Annotated in this window: 9 protein-coding genes; 5 read left to right on the top strand and 4 right to left on the bottom strand. The window is 36.9% G+C overall.

Translation table 11 applies throughout. The annotated features are described in order from the left end of the window. Positions 1-246 precede the first annotated feature (246 nt). Positions 247-2643: a family 20 glycosylhydrolase gene (locus tag JGH11_RS14050; RefSeq protein WP_201112851.1), complete on the bottom strand. Its 2397-nt coding sequence runs from the start codon at positions 2641-2643 to the stop codon at positions 247-249. A 242-nt stretch (positions 2644-2885) separates the two neighbouring features. Between JGH11_RS14050 and JGH11_RS14045 the strand changes: the two genes are divergently transcribed. Both JGH11_RS14045 and JGH11_RS14040 read left to right on the top strand, forming a co-directional pair. Continuing rightward, positions 2886-5741, top strand: coding sequence for a TonB-dependent receptor (locus tag JGH11_RS14045; protein WP_201112849.1), 2856 nt, complete (start codon positions 2886-2888; stop codon positions 5739-5741). Between the two features lie 52 nt (positions 5742-5793). Next, positions 5794-7323, top strand: a complete 1530-nt coding sequence (locus JGH11_RS14040; RefSeq protein ID WP_201112846.1) for a hypothetical protein — start codon at positions 5794-5796, stop codon at positions 7321-7323. Positions 7324-7392: 69 nt separating this feature from the next. On the opposite strand, the gene JGH11_RS14035 is transcribed toward JGH11_RS14040, so the two are convergent. Together JGH11_RS14035 and mfd are read right to left on the bottom strand one after the other, a co-directional pair. Continuing rightward, complete coding sequence (locus JGH11_RS14035; protein WP_201112844.1) at positions 7393-8571, bottom strand: DUF418 domain-containing protein; 1179 nt, start codon at positions 8569-8571, stop codon at positions 7393-7395. A 113-nt stretch (positions 8572-8684) separates the two neighbouring features. Then, positions 8685-12011: a transcription-repair coupling factor gene (gene mfd, locus JGH11_RS14030; RefSeq protein WP_201112842.1), complete on the bottom strand. Its 3327-nt coding sequence runs from the start codon at positions 12009-12011 to the stop codon at positions 8685-8687. A gap of 246 nt (positions 12012-12257) precedes the next feature. Here mfd and panB point away from each other — a divergent pair, with 246 nt between their 5' ends. Then, positions 12258-13076 carry a 3-methyl-2-oxobutanoate hydroxymethyltransferase gene (gene panB, locus JGH11_RS14025; protein ID WP_201112840.1) on the top strand — a complete coding sequence of 273 codons (819 nt, stop codon included), beginning with the start codon at positions 12258-12260 and terminating at the stop codon, positions 13074-13076. A gap of 16 nt (positions 13077-13092) precedes the next feature. Next, positions 13093-15219, top strand: coding sequence for a DNA topoisomerase 3 (locus JGH11_RS14020; RefSeq protein ID WP_201112838.1), 2127 nt, complete (start codon positions 13093-13095; stop codon positions 15217-15219). Positions 15220-15275: 56 nt separating this feature from the next. On the opposite strand, the gene JGH11_RS14015 is transcribed toward JGH11_RS14020, so the two are convergent. Continuing rightward, positions 15276-16172, bottom strand: a complete 897-nt coding sequence (locus JGH11_RS14015; RefSeq protein WP_236263993.1) for an aldo/keto reductase — start codon at positions 16170-16172, stop codon at positions 15276-15278. A gap of 97 nt (positions 16173-16269) precedes the next feature. Here JGH11_RS14015 and JGH11_RS14010 point away from each other — a divergent pair, with 97 nt between their 5' ends. Then, a complete protein-coding gene (locus JGH11_RS14010) occupies positions 16270-17169 on the top strand; it encodes an SMP-30/gluconolactonase/LRE family protein (protein ID WP_201112836.1) in 900 nt (299 codons plus the stop codon). Positions 17170-17353 lie beyond the last annotated feature (184 nt).

Here is a 17353-nt window from a genome sequence, read left to right as displayed (position 1 = left end):
CCAGAACTAAGCAAGTGGAAATAAAACACGACCCTAAAGCCAATATGTTGATAGTGAAAGGAGGTAGTCTCACATGCGTTCCACCCGGTTATAGAAGGTAACAGTTTGAAAAAATAGATAAACTGTTACATTTGTTACTTTTTTCTAATAACTTTTTAGCTCTTTGAAATAGTTGTAGTCATATAAAAAAGCCTCCGGAAATATATCCGAAGGCTTCTCTTCCTAAAAATATAAACCTAAAATATCTTATTTGAAATAAGAAGCATCTGTAAGTTTGAATTCTGCTTCACTGTCTTCTCGTATAGACAGGTTAATAGAATCCCATTGTGTAGGCCAACCGCCAAATATAGCGCCTAGTCTTATTATTTTAATAGAATGAGGCCCTTTCGCCAAAGCGATAGACTTGTCGCTACGTGAGAAACGACGAGCGGTGCCATTATTGTCTTTTTCATTCGAAATAAACAGATTGCCATCGATCCATAATTCGCAATCGGTATTGAAATAATATACTCCATCTTTAGGTATATTTATATAGCCTGTAAGTATAGAAGAATAGAAATCGTCAGGATATAATTCCATATAACCCATCATACGATGTTTTGCTTCTTGAGGTGTAGCAACTTGTTCTGTTTCAGTCACCGTTTTGTTTTCCAGTTCAGCTACCGTTTTTGTATAACCTTTGTAATGCTCTACATGAAGTCCTGGTTTTGCATCTTTCGCTTTCTCTATTGCAGGAGCATAAGTCTGCTTTTCTAGTATAATGGTGCGTACCGGGCTCATCTTTTCAGAAACAAGTACCGAGCGTAATTTCAATGTGGTATTTTCTGTAAACGTGAGAGGTGAAGTATACACCTCAGAGTTGAGCGTTGGTTCACTACCATCGGTTGTATAGACTATTTTAGCCGGTTCTGATGTTTTAAACTCAAGTGTTTTCTGATCTGTGAATGCTATAAAGTTGCAAGAGAAAGGAGCGCTGATAGAATCTCCCCAATAACTGATTGTATAAGGGCCCTTGTCCTCAGGAATAGGGATATAATAATTTATATTGTGCATATCGAGGCGTACGCGCTGATTGTCTATGCGACGTTCAAAGTCTTTATAGTCTTTTTTAGCTTTTGGAGACCATGTCAATTCAGACAGAGCGATCAGACGGGGATAGATGTCATACTCTTTGTCCATATCAGTATATTTGTATTCACACCATATATTGACTTGCGCTCCTAGTATATGATGTTCTTTATCTTCCGCTATTTTTTCAGGAATAGGTTCGTAGTTATATACCTTCTCCAATGTAAGCAATCCGCCAATAGTAACAGGTAGTAATTTAAGGTCGCCTTGATATTTGTCTAAGTACATCCAAGGAGCCGGAGTCATAATAACGTCGTGCCCCATATTTGCAGATGCTATACCTCCTTCTTCTCCGCGCCAGCTCATTACAGTCGCACTAGGAGCAAGCCCTCCTTCTAAGATTTCGTCCCAGCCTATCATTTTCTTATTGTTTTTCACTAAGAATTTCTCTATCCGTTGCACAAAGTAGCTTTGAAGCCTTTCTTCGGCAGTATGTTCTTTGTCGGTTTTTAGTCCTAGCTCTTTAATCCTGGCTTGACATTTAGGGCAATCTTTCCAGCGCAGTTTTGGACACTCATCGCCACCTATATGGAAATACTCACTTTCGAATAGAGGGATAACTTCCGAGATTACATTCTCTAGGAATTCGAAAACAGAATCATTACCGGCACAAAATACATCTGTTGCAACTCCCCAAACGTTTCTAACTTCGATAGGTTGTCCTGTGCAAGATAGTTCCGGATAACCATTTAGTGCCGCAACCGCATGTCCGGGAAGTTCTATTTCCGGTATTACTTCTATAAAGCGTTCTTTAGCATATGCGACAATCTCTTTAACCTGATCTTGTGTGTAGAAAAAAGGACCGTAAGTATTCCCTTCACCTTCGGTACGAACAGCACCCATCTCTGTGAGTTTAGGATATTTCTTTATCTCTATACGCCATCCTTGGTCGTCGGTCAGGTGCCAATGAAACCTGTTGATTTTGAACATTGCCAATACATCCAATTGTTTCTTTATAGCATCTACGTCAGAGAAATGGCGGCATACATCAAGATGCATACCACGATATTTGAAACGTGGTTCATCTTTAATTGTGACAGCTGGAATATTCCATGCTATGTTATTTACTATTGTCGGACTTTCTATCTCGGCAGGAAGTAATTGCATTACGGTTTGCATTCCGTAGAATAATCCCTGAGCAGTATTAGCTTGTATATCTATACCTTTATCTGTTACATCCAGTAGGTAGCCTTCGTCGTTTATCGACAAATCTTTATCTATACTTAAATTAATATAATCAGATGCAGGTTTCTCTTTTACAGATTTAAGTGTGTAGCCGGTTGATTTATTTATTTTAGTAGAAAAATAAGCTGAAACTTTCTCTACTTCGTTATCATTCGCTACGAAAACAGTGCTCTTTGATAAATTGAATACTCCTTCTTTTTTCGTTAACTCAAGAGGGAGAGGTGTGATGTTTATACCCTGGTTATAAACTTTTTCCACTTTTGGTTCGTTTCCTCCGCACGATATTAATAGTGTGAGAGCCAGCGAAAACAATGGGATTATTTTTTTCATAAGTATAACGATTTTATTAAATTAGTTTAACATTGAATGCAAATATAAGAATCGTTTGGCTTAAATGTATCTTAAGTATGTTAATTAACATTTGTGATTTTGCAAGCCTCGTATTTAACACTTCTTGCCGTTGTTTGTTGCTTAACAAGAAAGATCTCATTTCTTTATACAACCTTATCTATTGCTTAGTTATTATGTAACAATATTGTAAGTGATTTGTACTGTAAAATTTAAAGAAATATATGTACAAGAAAACTTATTCTATGCTTAAACAACATAATTATCTAACTAAAACTATTTTTGCTTTATTCTTATTAGTATCAGCAAATACTTTGTCGGCCCAAACTATAATAAAGGGGTTGGTAAAAGATGCAAAAACACAAGAGACATTACCCGGTGTAGCTATTTCCGTGAAGAATTCGACTACCGGAGCGATAACAGATGAAAACGGAGGTTATCAGCTAAATGTCTTGCCGGGGAAATATACTCTTGTTACCTCCTATATATCATATCAGCCTTTAGAGATTACAGATATAGAAGTAAAAAAAGGGGAGCCCACTATTGTAGATATTCCCATGATAGAATCAGAACATGCATTAGGAGAAGTATATGTTGTAGCTATAGGACGTATCAATTCAGAAATTTCATTATTGAGTTCGATCCGCAAATCGAATGCGGTAGTAAGTGGCGTTTCTGCTCAGCAAATATCGAAAAGTCAGGATAGAGACGCATCGGAAGTAATCAGGCGAATTCCCGGAATATCTATTATGGACGATAAATTTGTTGTTGCTCGTGGGCTTTCGCAAAGATATAATAATGTATGGGTGAATAATAGTACTATTCCGAGTTCAGAAGCAGATACAAGAGCATTCTCTTTTGATATTATCCCTAGTTCCCAGATTGAAAATATAATGATAGTAAAGTCTCCTCAACCGGAATTGCCATCCGATTTTTCAGGAGGATTTATAAAAGTAGAAACAAAGGGTATACCTAGCGAGAATTCGATACAGGTGAACTATGGAATAGGGATCAATACACAAACTCAATTTAAAGACTTTAAATATAGTAAGGGTAGTGGTACTGACTTTCTTGGATTTGATAACGGATTGAGAAGTTTGTCGGGTAGTGTTTCTTCAGGACGTATTGATAACAATAATAAAGATCAGGTAAATAATTTGGCTAAAAATGGGTTTAATAATGACTGGACTGTGAAAACAAAGAATCCTCTACCTGATCAGCGCTTCGGGTTTGTTCTAAATCGAAAATATACCGGTAAAGATAATAGTCTATGGGGGCTTATCACTGCTTTGAATTACAGTAATACGAGTAAAACATATACTGATATGGAAAATTCCCGGTATGGGGTTTATGATTCGAACAATGATAAACCTTATTTTACATTCAAATATACGGACAATCAATATAATAATGATGCTAGAATAGGGGCTTTAGCCAATCTGATCTATATGCCGAATGAAAAACATCGTTTCGAATTCAGGAATATAGTGAACCAAATAGGGAAAAACAGATATACTGATCGCGAAGGCTATCAGAATACAAGTGGTTTTTACGGACAGCGAAAAGCAGAATACATTTATAGCAGTCGTTTGGCATATTCCGGTCAGTTTGCAGGAAAGCATACTTTGACACAAAGAGATAATCTTGATTGGGTTTTAGGATTTTCGTACAGTAATAGAAATCAACCGGACAGACGCATAATTAACTGGGAAGAGAATGGATATCCGGGAGATGCACATTATAAGGAATTCCAAATAGATCAAAATGATATAACGCGAGATTTTAATAAATTAAATGAGTATAATTATACTCTATCAACAAATTACACCCATGACTTTACTTTCGACAGTGGGTTCAAACCTTCCGTTAAGGCTGGTATATATGCTGAATATCGTGATAGAAGTTATAATACAAGATTTTTCAAATACCGTTGGATTCCGGAGAATTTACCAGAAGACTTTTCTTACCGTAATGTTTATACTCAAATACTGATTCCTGACAATTATGGAGCTGATAAATTATATGTCTATGACGATACCGAGCGATTAAATGACTATTCGGGAACAAACGAACAAATGGCCGGATATGTAGGATTTAATATTCCTTATAACGAGTTTAATATTTATGCCGGAGTACGTTTAGAGCATAATAAAATGTCGTTGAAGAGTTATACAACTATATTGGGTGATAAGTCTAAGACTACCGATTATAGCTATACTGATATATTTCCATCTTTGAACGCATCCTATAATCTAACAAATGATCATTTAGTAAGGCTTGCTTATGGCCGTTCAACAAATAGACAAGAGTTCAGGGAAATATCATCTTCCTCTTATTACGACTTCGACTTGTTTAGTTTCGTGGCAGGAAATCCAGATTTGAAGCCTGCATATATCGATAATTTCGACCTTCGGTACGAATTCTATCCTTCTAATTCCGAGATATTTTCATTAGCTTTTTTCTACAAACATTTCAAAGATCCTATCGAATGGACTTATCTGGATGGTGGCGGTACATATATCTATACATTCAGAAATGCGAACAAGGCTAATAATTATGGAGTTGAGGTGGATATAAAGAAAAAACTTGATTTCATCGGATTAAGAGATTTCTCCTTGACCTTTAATGGTTCACTTATCAAAAGTAAGGTGAAATTTGAAGAGAATTCAGGGGCAAACCACGATCGCCCAATGCAGGGACAGTCTCCTTATCTGATAAATGCAGGAGTGTTTTACCAAAATGAAAATTTGGGTCTAAATTCGACATTATTATACAATATTATAGGTAAGCGTATTGTAGGTATAGGACGTGTTTCATCCACCTCAGGTTCATCAATAAATAATGATATTCCCGATATGTATGAAATGTCAAGAAATGTGCTTGACTTGATTGTAACTAAAAAGCTGGGACAACATATAGAAATAACAGCAGGAATAAAAGATATACTTGCCTCAAAAGCTAAATATGCACAATTCCCTAAGTTCATTGATAAAGAAGGGAATACACATGAAAGAGAGCAGGTAACAAAAGAATTTAGAACAGGCCAGAATATATCGTTAACAGCTAAGTATTCTTTTTAAATAACTAATAAACAGATATATTAATTATAAAAATCTTTTAATAATATTCAATATGAAAGCTTTAAATTTATTCGGAAAATTATTTTTAGTAACATCTATTGCTTTGTTGTCGGCATGTTCTGATAACAACGACGATCCTGTTACAGGTGGCGGAGGAGAAGGTGAAAAGGAACAGATATTGTTCAAGAATGGAACAGAACTTGGTAATGGAGAGCAAAGTTTTGTAATTAAGGAGAATCATACAATAAAGAAAGGTACCTATGTAATGAAAGGATGGGTATATATCGAAGATGGAGCCACATTGACAATTGAGCCGGGAACAGTGATTAAAGGAGATAAGGATACTAAGGCTGCCTTGATAGCTAGAAGAGGCGGAAAGTTGATTGCTAAAGGAACAATCACTGAACCAATCGTATTTACCTCTAACCAACCAAAGGGAAGCCGTAAACCGGGAGACTGGGGTGGTGTAATATTATGTGGTAGAGCTAAAAATAATGCGGATATTACAGTCGGTATGCGTATTGAGGGTGGCGTAGATGCTTTTCATGGTGGAAACAACGATAATGACAATTCCGGTATAGTTAGCTATGTGAGAATTGAATATGCAGGTTATCCATTTGCTACCGATCAGGAAATAAACGGGTTCACAATGGGGTCAGTAGGTAGAGGTACACAAATCGATCATGTGCAGGTTTCTTATTCTAATGACGATTCTTTTGAATGGTTTGGCGGTACAGTGAATGCAAAATATCTGGTAGCATATCATGGTTGGGATGATGACTTTGATACAGATAACGGATATTCAGGTAAATTACAATTTCTATTAGGTATAAGAAATCCTAAGATAGCAGATCAATCATTGTCTAATGGTTTCGAGTCGGATAATAACTCTAACGGTACAACTGACGAACCGTATACTAAAGCAGTATTTTCAAATGTAACACTAATTGGTCCGATGGGACAAGCTGACGATTTTACCAATACGACTCAATATATAGCCGGTGATGGTCTGAATCCGAATAATGGTTCTCGACTTGGTGTATTTCAGGCAGCCATACAAATCCGCCGCAATTCTCGCTTGAATTTATTTAATTCTATAGCAACCGGATATCCTGTAGGTTTGATTTTAGATAATCAGAACGGGACGACTCAGAAATGGGCGACAGATGGCATTCTGAAACTACAGAATAATGTATTTGCCGGTATGGGTATTCTTGGTGCTGATATAAATAAACAAGCACCGACTTGGACGGATCAGCTATCTACAAACGGAACAGCAGTTACTGATGCGACTAAAGCTTCATTCTCTAGTACTTTCTTCAAATTGGCGAGTAATAACAATAAGTCTTTGGCTAGTATTGCAGATCTGAAACTAAAACAACCAAGTAGTAAAGCAACTAATCCAAATTATGGTCCGGTTGCAGGTAGTCCAGCTTTAGGTCTGGGTTCGTTTACAGATGCTTTATTAAACGACTCTTTCTTTACAAAAGTAAATTACTCAGGAGCATTTTCAAGCGATTCTAATTCAGATAACTGGTTATCAGGTTGGACTAATTTTGACCCTCAAAACACTACATATTAATAGATATTCGATTTTCTTAATAGGGCGACCCTTATGAGTTGCCCTATTATAATTTTTATATACAGATATTTAATTTTGTTTATGGACACCTATCCAAGTCAATTTCTTCCATACATACTCTAATGGACCATGTTTGTGGTTCTTCATCCACCAACAAGAGAAAGAATATTGTAGTAAGAATAAAATAATACCGAGCAAAAACGAATAAGTAATACCTAATTTATTATGCAAGCCTAATCCCCAATTATAAAATAAAAATGATCCGACTATAGATTGCATGATATAATTGGTAAGTGTCATTTTACCATATGGACGAAGTCTATCAAGCAGTTTGTGCCCTTTTATTGTCTTGTAATAAACTAATATTATTAGTGCTACAAGAAATGACATAAAAGCCAGATTGGACAATGATTTTACAATCAAAGCAAGTGGACTCAATATTGCTTTATTTTCTATAAAGTTAGGTATTAGACTAACTAATCCGTTAAGTGGGAAGAAGCAAATGACTGCTATAATAAGTGTTTTGATCCAAAAAGAGATGTTCTTTTCGTTATATATAAACAATCCTGCTTTGCCGATAATCATTCCAAACATAAATAATGCAGGGGTTTGAAAGAAGCGGGCATTTTCCCAAGCCCATGTCAAGCTAGCGAGTTGACCATCCCACAGATTCATCTTTACCGTTTCCAGAAAGGTGCCATTACTTTGTACAGCATATGCTTGTCCAAAATAATAATTAGCTAAAGGTATTTCTGGTATGTGGTCAGGGTTTAGCAAAGCATAAATTAGTTTACCCCATTCCATAGGTTGTAGCATTAGTATAATTGCTATAATTGCAACTGTCTTTATTTTGAGTCGAGCGACGAATATTAATGAAATCCCAACAATGGAATAAAGTACAAGTATTTCACCCGTAAAAAACATAGCATTGATATTTCCCCATATAAATAGTAGGAGTAATCTCCATAGAAAACGCAACCTGAAATCGCTTCCTCTTTTTAGCTGATTATTGTCCTGAATAAAAAAGCTAAAACCAAATAAAAGAGCAAAAATACCATAAGCTTTTCCACCGAACAAGAAAAATAGAGAATCCCAGATTGTTTTATCCGTAAACTTCAAAAAAGAGCTATCTGTTTCGGGAAAGGAATAAAAATTGAAGTGTTCGATGCAATGAAGCAATAGGATTCCCATAATAGCAAATCCTCTGAGTGCATCGGCAACGTCGATCCGTTGTTGTGTGTTGGTCATGATATAAATTTATTTTATTTTAAGGCCGCAATGTATTATTATTTTTTCAAAATGAGGTAGAATATTTATTCAATCTAGATGTACTATTTCGTCTTTATTTATTCTTATGATTCTTATCCTAATATCTCCATCAATGCCATACAAGCTGTCTCTACATTCGGAATATGCTGAACGCTTACCGAACGTTTTCCGTTACGCTCTTTAAGTTCGCAGCTACGGGGGTATTTCTGTATATAGTTCAATAGCTTGTCGAAGGCTTTCGATTGATAATATGGAGAATCAGGGTTTGAAATAAGGAATAGGCTCATGCGTCCACCCTTCAGTACTACTTTTTCTATACCAAGTGCTTTTGCTAGAATTCTCAGACGTACAACTGTGATCAACTCCCGACCCTCGAGTGGTATTTTACCGAAACGGTCTTCGAGGCGTAAAACAAAGTTTTGAATATCTGTCTCACGTTCCATATTATCTAATTCGCGATACAAGGTAATACGTTCCGAATCGTTTGGTATATATGTAGCAGGGAAAAGAAGTTCGAGATCACTTTCTATCTGTACATCGTCTACAAAGTTGTCTCCGGCAATCTTTTCATCACCTTCCGCTTCGTGATAAATATCTGCAAATTCGTCATTTCTCAGTTCATTGACAGCCTCCGTCAATATCTTCTGATATACTTCATAGCCTAAGTCTGCAATGAATCCGCTTTGCTCGGCTCCAAGTAAATTCCCTGCACCACGGATATCCAAATCCTGCATAGCAATATGAAAGCCATGTCCCAATTCCGAAAAATTTTCAATAGCTTGTAAACGCCGCCTTGCTTCGGGTGTCAGGGTATGTAGAGGAGGAGCGAGGAGATAGGCAAATGCTTTCTTATTACTTCTTCCTACACGTCCACGAAGTTGGTGTAAGTCGCTTAGTCCGAAGTTCTGAGCGTTATTTACAATAATTGTATTTGCATTTGGTATATCAATACCCGATTCTATAATAGAGGTAGCAATCAGTACATCGTATTCGTGATTTACAAAATCAATAATTATCGACTCCAGTTTTGCGGGGTCCATTTGTCCGTGTCCTACAACTACTCGGGCATCAGGAACTTCTCTCTTAATAATCTCCTCCAGCTCGTAGATGTTTTTTATTCGGTTGTTGATAAAGAAAACCTGGCCGTTACGACTCATTTCAAACTCAATGGCTTCGCGTATGATTAGCGGATCGAATGTATGGACTTCCGTTTGTATTGGATAGCGGTTTGGTGGAGGTGTCGTAATAGCAGATAGGTCGCGTGCGCCCATCAGAGAGAATTGTAAAGTACGTGGTATAGGTGTCGCGGTCATAGTTAGCGTATCCACATTCGATTTCATCTGTTTCAACTTCTCTTTTACTGCCACGCCAAATTTTTGCTCTTCGTCTATTATTAATAAGCCGAGGTCTTTAAACTGTATATCTTTACTTACAATGCGGTGGGTACCTATTAGTATATCTACTTTTCCATCTTTCAGGTCATTTAATGTTTCTTTGATCTGATTGGCAGAGCGTGCCCGACTAATATACTCTACCCTGCAAGGGAAATCTTTCAATCTGTCTCTGAATGTTTGGTAATGCTGATAAGCAAGTACTGTTGTTGGAACTAATACAGCAACTTGTTTATTATCAGTTACGGCTTTAAAAGCTGCCCGTATGGAAACTTCTGTTTTTCCGAAGCCAACATCTCCGCAGATGAGTCTGTCCATCGGCTTACTATTTTCCATATCATGTTTCACATCAGCAGTAGCTTTTACCTGATCGGGTGTATCTTCGTAAATAAAAGAAGCCTCCAATTCATGTTGTAAAAATGAGTCAGGTGAAAATTTATAACCTTCTTCTTGTCTGCGTTTTGCATATAGTTGTATCAGATCGCGGGCAATATCTTTAACCTTGCTTTTGGTCTTTTCTTTAATCTTATTCCATGCTCCTGTACCCAGTTTGTTGATACGCGGCGGCTCACCTTCTTTTCCTCTATATTTTGATATCTTATGCAGAGAATGGAGTGATACGAATATTGAATCGTTATTGAGATATATTAATTTGATTAACTCCTGCATTTTTCCATTCATATCCGAACGAACAAGCCCTCCAAACTGTCCCACACCATGATCTATATGCACTATGTAATCCCCAATCTGAAATTGTTGCAGTTCTTTAAGCGACAGTGCAAATTTACCCGAACGTACCCGATCCGATTTCAGATTGTATTTGTGATATCTGTCAAATAATTGGTGATCGGTGAAACAGCATATTTTTAGAGTTTCGTCAGTGAAACCCTCCGATAATGTCCTCTCTACAGGGACAAAACTAATATTATCACCTCGATCTTCAAAAATAGATTGAAGGCGTTTGTGCTGCTTTTCGCTATCACTTAATATATAGATTTTAAAGTTTTCTCCTATATATTTATGCAAGGTCTCACTTATCAGGTCGAAATTTTTGTGAAATGGAGGTTGTATATTTGTTTCGAATTCTATTGTTGCAGAAGGTACACCTTGTACTCGCGAACCGAAATGAATGTGTGTGAAATCATTTATAAGAGTAGAGTATTCTTCTCTAAGAGTAAGCTTATTTTGTAAATCTTTTTCGTATTCGGGATTTTCTAGAATAGTAGAATCATTGTAGACCGATTCTATTTTTTCTTCAGCCCAAGCAAAATCTTTAAATCCAATAATTGTATCTTTCGGTATTAATTTGAGGAGCGATTCACGATCCAGATTCGACTTTTGCATGTCAGGAATGATCTGAACCTGTTGCAACCTCTCTTTCGATAATTGAGTTTCTATATCAAATGTACGTATCGTGCTAACTTCATCTCCGAAAAAATCGATACGGTATGGAAATTCATATGAAAAAGAGAATACATCCAATATGCTTCCTCTAATGGCATATTGTCCGGGTTCATATACATAGTCCACATATTCGAAACCAAACGAATCGAGCATCTCAGATACAAAGCCTCTGTCTATTTCCTCATTCACTTTAATATGAATTGTATTCTTTTCCAGAATGCTTTTCGCTACAACTTTTTCTGCTAACGCTTCCGGATAGGTCACGATGATGAGATGTTTATCCTCAGTTTGCAATTTTCCTATAACCTCAGTTCTAAGAATCTCGTTTGCCGGATCTATTTGTCCATATTTAATTGCTCTTTTATAAGCAGATGGGAAAAATAATACATTATCCGAATCAAGTATTTGAATGAGGTCGTGATAAAAGTATCCGGCACTTTCTGAATCGTTTAATACATACAAAAAACATTTATCTGTTTTATGATATATTGCTGACGCAAACATTGTCGACGATGATCCTTGCAATCCCTTAGCGTAAATCCTGTTGTGTTTGGATAAAGAAGCGGCTACGGCCGATATATTTTTATGGGTTTCAAAAACCTCCTGAAGAGCAGATAGTTTCAACTTAATAGTATTTTTTATTTTTGGAGTACAAAATTAATAAATCTCAGATTAAAAAAGAACACATTAACTCACCTTATTATCTTTTAAATAAAGAAAAATAAGATGATTAGTTTCGGCTCTTTAATCAGTTTGTCGGTATAATTACATACTAACTGCATATTTTAGCAAATTCGATAATAGTTGCTTTCTTAAAGCATTTATTTATACCTTTGCTCTCCGGTTTGTAAAACTAAAACATTTAAAATTATGTCTACATATACAGAAGATAATCGAAAGGTTACGACTCGTCGCCTGATTGAAATGAAACAGCGCGGCGAAAAAATATCAATGCTTACAGCATATGATTATTCTATGGCTTCAATTATAGATCAGGCAGGAATGGATGTTATTTTAGTTGGAGATTCGGCCTCTAATGTGATGGTCGGAAATATAACTACATTACCGATGACTCTCAATCAGATGATATATCATGGGCGTGCTGTAATGAATGGAGTTAAACGTGCGTTGGTAATTGTAGATATGCCATTTGGTACAGTATCCGGCGATCCTCTTAAGTCTTTGGAAGCAGCTATTCGTATGATGAAAGAAACCGGAGCAGATGCACTAAAAATAGAAGGTGGGGAAGAGGTTATTCCCGATATAAAGAAAATAATTGATGCAGGTATTCCCGTAATGGGACATTTAGGGTTGATGCCTCAGTCTATTAATAAATACGGTACGTATAATGTACGAGCAAAAGGGCAAGAAGAGGCCGATAAACTTCTGAAAGACGCTTTACTACTTCAGCAAGTAGGTTGCTTTGGCATGGTTTTGGAAAAAATTCCGGCCGAACTGACAAAAAAAGTATCGACACAACTTACTATCCCTACCATAGGTATCGGAGCTGGTCCCGACGCTGACGGGCAAGTGTTGGTAATGCACGATATGTTAGGTATTAATAAAGATTTTTCTCCAAAGTTTTTGCGCCGTTACGCAGACTTGCATACTGCAATTACAGGTGCTGTCCAGAGTTACATCAAAGATGTGAAGTCTAAAGATTTCCCTAATGAAGGAGAGAGTTATTAAGAGATAAAGAAAAGAAATGAAAGTATGTATAGCCGAGAAACCAAGTGTAGCACGCGAAATAGCCAGTATCTTAGGGGCAAATGCCCGTAGAGATGGGTATTTTGAAGGCAACGGCTATCAGGTAACATGGACGTTCGGGCACTTTTGTACCTTGAAAGAGCCTCACGAGTATGCTCCTCAATGGAAACAATGGTCGCTGAATTTATTACCGATGATTCCTCCACGTTTCGGTATTAGGCTGATTGAGAACGAAGGTGTAAAAAAGCAGTTTGCTGTTATAGAGAAATTAATAGCCGAAGCCGATGAGGTTATCAACTGTGGTGATGCCGGACAAGAAGGAGAATTAATACAACGCTGGGTTATGCAAAAGGCTCAATGTAAGGCTCCTGTTAAACGTTTGTGGATATCATCGCTAACCGAAGATTCTATTCGGGAAGGATTTGATAAACTGAAAGATCAGGCTGTTTTTGACAAGCTTTACGAGGCGGGATTGTCCCGTGCTATCGGTGACTGGCTTTTGGGTATGAATGCAACCCGGCTTTATACTGTCAAATATGGACAAAACAGATCTGTTCTGTCCATTGGGCGTGTGCAAACCCCTACACTTGCTCTTATCGTAAATAGGCAACTCGAAATAGAAAACTTTAAACCAGAGCCATACTGGGAATTAAAAACTGTATATAGGGAAACTACTTTTTCGGCAACAAAAGGACGTTTTACCACAAAGGAAGAAGGGGAGCAATTTCTTGAAGAAATTAGATCTTCCGAATTTGAAGTAACAGATGTCACCACGAAGAAGGGGGAAGAACTTGCTCCACGTTTATTCGATCTTACTGCCCTACAGGTTGAGTGTAATAAGAAATTTGCTTTTTCGGCAGAAGATACATTAAAAACTATTCAGTCTCTCTACGAAAAGAAACTGACTACATATCCACGTGTAGATACTACATATCTGAGCGATGATATGTATCCCAAAGTTGCTCCGATATTGCGTGGTCTAGCGGGTTATGAAGCGCTTGCCAATCCTATATTAGCACAGCCTAAGATACCTAAATCGAAGAAAGTATTTGATAATAGTAAGGTTACAGACCACCATGCTATTATACCTACCGGGGTAAGAGCAAATAACATTTCGGCAGAAGAACGTAAGGTATATGACTTGATTACGCGTCGGTTTATAGCGGCATTCTATCCTAATTGTAAGATTGCTACAACAACAGTGCTTGGAGAAGCGGCAAAAATAGAATTTAAAGTAACAGGTAAACAGATACTCGAACCCGGTTGGCGAGTTGTATTCGAAAAGCCTGCGAATAACTCAAATCAGGAGGAAGAAGATGCAGAAAAAGAAGATGATAACTTACTTCCTGACTTTGTAAAAGGGGAAACAGGGCCGCATGTTCCTGCATTGAATGAAAAATGGACCCAACCACCCAAATACTATACAGAGGCAACCCTCTTACGCGCCATGGAAACAGCCGGAAAGTTGGTTGATGATGATGAACTGCGCGACGCTCTTAAAGAAAATGGTATTGGTCGCCCTTCTACACGTGCTGCTATTATAGAAACGTTGTTCAAGAGGAATTACATTCGAAAAGAGCGCAAAAACCTTTATGCAACACAAACAGGTATAGAACTAATAGGCACTATTAAAGAAGAGTTGTTGAAATCGGCAGAATTAACAGGCCTTTGGGAAAAGAAGCTTCGTCAGATAGAAAAGAACGAGTATGATCCGCGACAATTTATAGATGAATTAAAGCAGATGCTTACCGAAATAGTAACCAATGTAAAGAACGATTGGGGTAGCCGTATTACTATAGAAGAAGTAATAAAGGAAGAACCGGCAAAAGCCAAATCGAAAGCGTCGAAGGAGAAAAAGTTGACTACAGAAAGAAAGCCAAGAGCTAAAAAAGAAAAGAAAGAGGGAAATACAGTAATAAAAGAAAATGTCCTGCCTGAACAAAAACAAGACCCTATTATTTGCCCGTTATGTAAACGAGGAAATATTCTGAAGGGAAAGTCTGCTTATGGTTGTTCAGACTGGAAAAGTGGGTGTACATTCAGATTATCATTCGATGAGGTTGGTGGAGAATTGGATGAAAATGGATTAAGAATAGCTATTGAAAATAAATTTAAAGTTCAATAATAGAGTTTATCTAAACAAGATATTATAATATCTAATGTACAAGGACCTGTTTTTTCTTAAGCTTTCAAAATCCGAACAGCCCTACTTACAAGATCATCTACTTGAGCGATAGATTCTAAGCCAATTGTCATACTATGGATATTTGCTTCTTTAAATGCAAAATTCAATGATTGCTCACGCTCAGTATCTGCAATATGCTTACCTTCTCCGAATATCTTCATTCCGATTATCCCCTTACCGTTGTCCTTTGCCCGCTTCAACAATCCATTTATGGCTTCAGGCGTTCCGTCCATGTGCGATTGGAAAGGATTAATACGAGCCAGAATCACGTCTACCCATGGACTATCAACAGCTTCTTCCAAAGCATCCCAACTGTGGCAAGAAACACCAACCGATTTCAAAATTCCTTTTGATTTAGCTTCAGACAGAGTATCCATATAATAACTTCTGCTCTTAGTCCAGCCTTTATCTACTAAACAATGCATTAATAGAATATCAATATAGTCTGTTTCCAGATCTTTCCTATATCTATCCAAAGCTACTTCCACAGGTTGTATTTTTTTCGAATCATTGGGATGTGTCCATATTTTAGTACATAAAATCACATCTTCTCTAGGGAAGTTTTTTATCGCATTACCAACATATTTATGAGAACCATACGATTCAGCCATGTCAAAGTATCTTATACCTTGATCGTAACAATGCTGTGCCATTTTTACAAATTGATTCATACCTAATCTAGTCTGATTAGATCCATTGCTATAGCCAACAGTTCCCGTACCCAAACCAATACGAGGAATAGATATTCCCGTATTTCCGAGCTTTACCTGTTCAATAGACGGTCCATTGAACACCAGATTTGAAGGTTGGATTGCCAGCGCTTTACCAAATGCCAATCCTGCGACACCTAAAACTCCTGTCTTAATAAAATGACGTCTGTTAATATTTTTCATAACAATAGAATTTATATTGCCCAATGTAATGAATATTATGGATATATAAAATAAAGTTTGTATTTTGCTTAGCATAAAAAAATATAAATTCTGAGCTATGAATAAATTCCAGGTTTCTCTCAATTGCTTTCTTCTTGTTCTTACTTTCAATTGCCATAGTCAAAACAAATCTAATATTATAGCATCTGGTGCAAAAGTTGAAAAACTTGCTGATGGATTCAGCTTCACAGAAGGACCTGCTGTAGACAAAGAAGGGAATGTATATTTTACAGATCAACCCAACAATCTAATACTAAAATGGTCTACAGAAGGTGAACTCACAACCTTTCACAAAGATCCAGGACGAGCAAATGGACTTTATTTCGATCTTGATGGCTATTTACTTTCATGTTCTGATGCCGAAAATGAACTTTGGAGTATCGATATTGAAGGTAATCACAAGATACTGATCTCTGATTTTGAAGGAGCAAAGCTAAATGGTCCTAACGATTTATGGGTGCATCCTTCCGGAGGGATTTATTTCACCGATCCTCTGTATAAGAGAAATTATTGGACACGCAATCCGGAAATGCAACAACCCGGAGAATATGTTTATTACCTGGCTCCCGATAGAGAAAAACTGATAAGAGTAGAGACTGATTTGAAAAAGCCGAATGGTATTATCGGTACACCAGATGGCAAACGACTGTATGTAGCTGATATAGGTGCAGACGAAACTTATGTCTATGATATAAAAAAAGATGGAACTCTCAGCAATAAAAAATTATTTACTTCGCTCGGATCCGATGGGATGACTATCGATTCGATGGGGAATATTTATCTTACAGGAAAAGGAGTCTCTGTATTTAATCCACAGGGAGAGCAAATAGAACATATTCCTATAGAGGCCAATTGGACAGCAAATATTTGTTTTGGAGGTAAGGATATGAAGACATTATTTATTACAGCATCTCAATATTTATATAGTTTACAAATGAATGTTGGAGGCGCAAGATAACTCAATTTTTTATCAGACGTTTTACATGGCCATATTTTATAGGATGAAAATATAACTAAGTTTTTTATTCGAACTTCAGTCTGTATTAGCAAAGGGCGATCATTTATGATCGCCCTTTGCTAATATTATTCATTTTTGACATCCGATACGTTAGTTTGTAACTGGTTTATTATTAGGTTTATAA

This window comes from Dysgonomonas sp. Marseille-P4677 (genome assembly GCF_016652235.1).
Taxonomy (GTDB): domain Bacteria; phylum Bacteroidota; class Bacteroidia; order Bacteroidales; family Dysgonomonadaceae; genus Dysgonomonas.
This window is presented reverse-complemented; position numbering and strand designations above follow the sequence as displayed.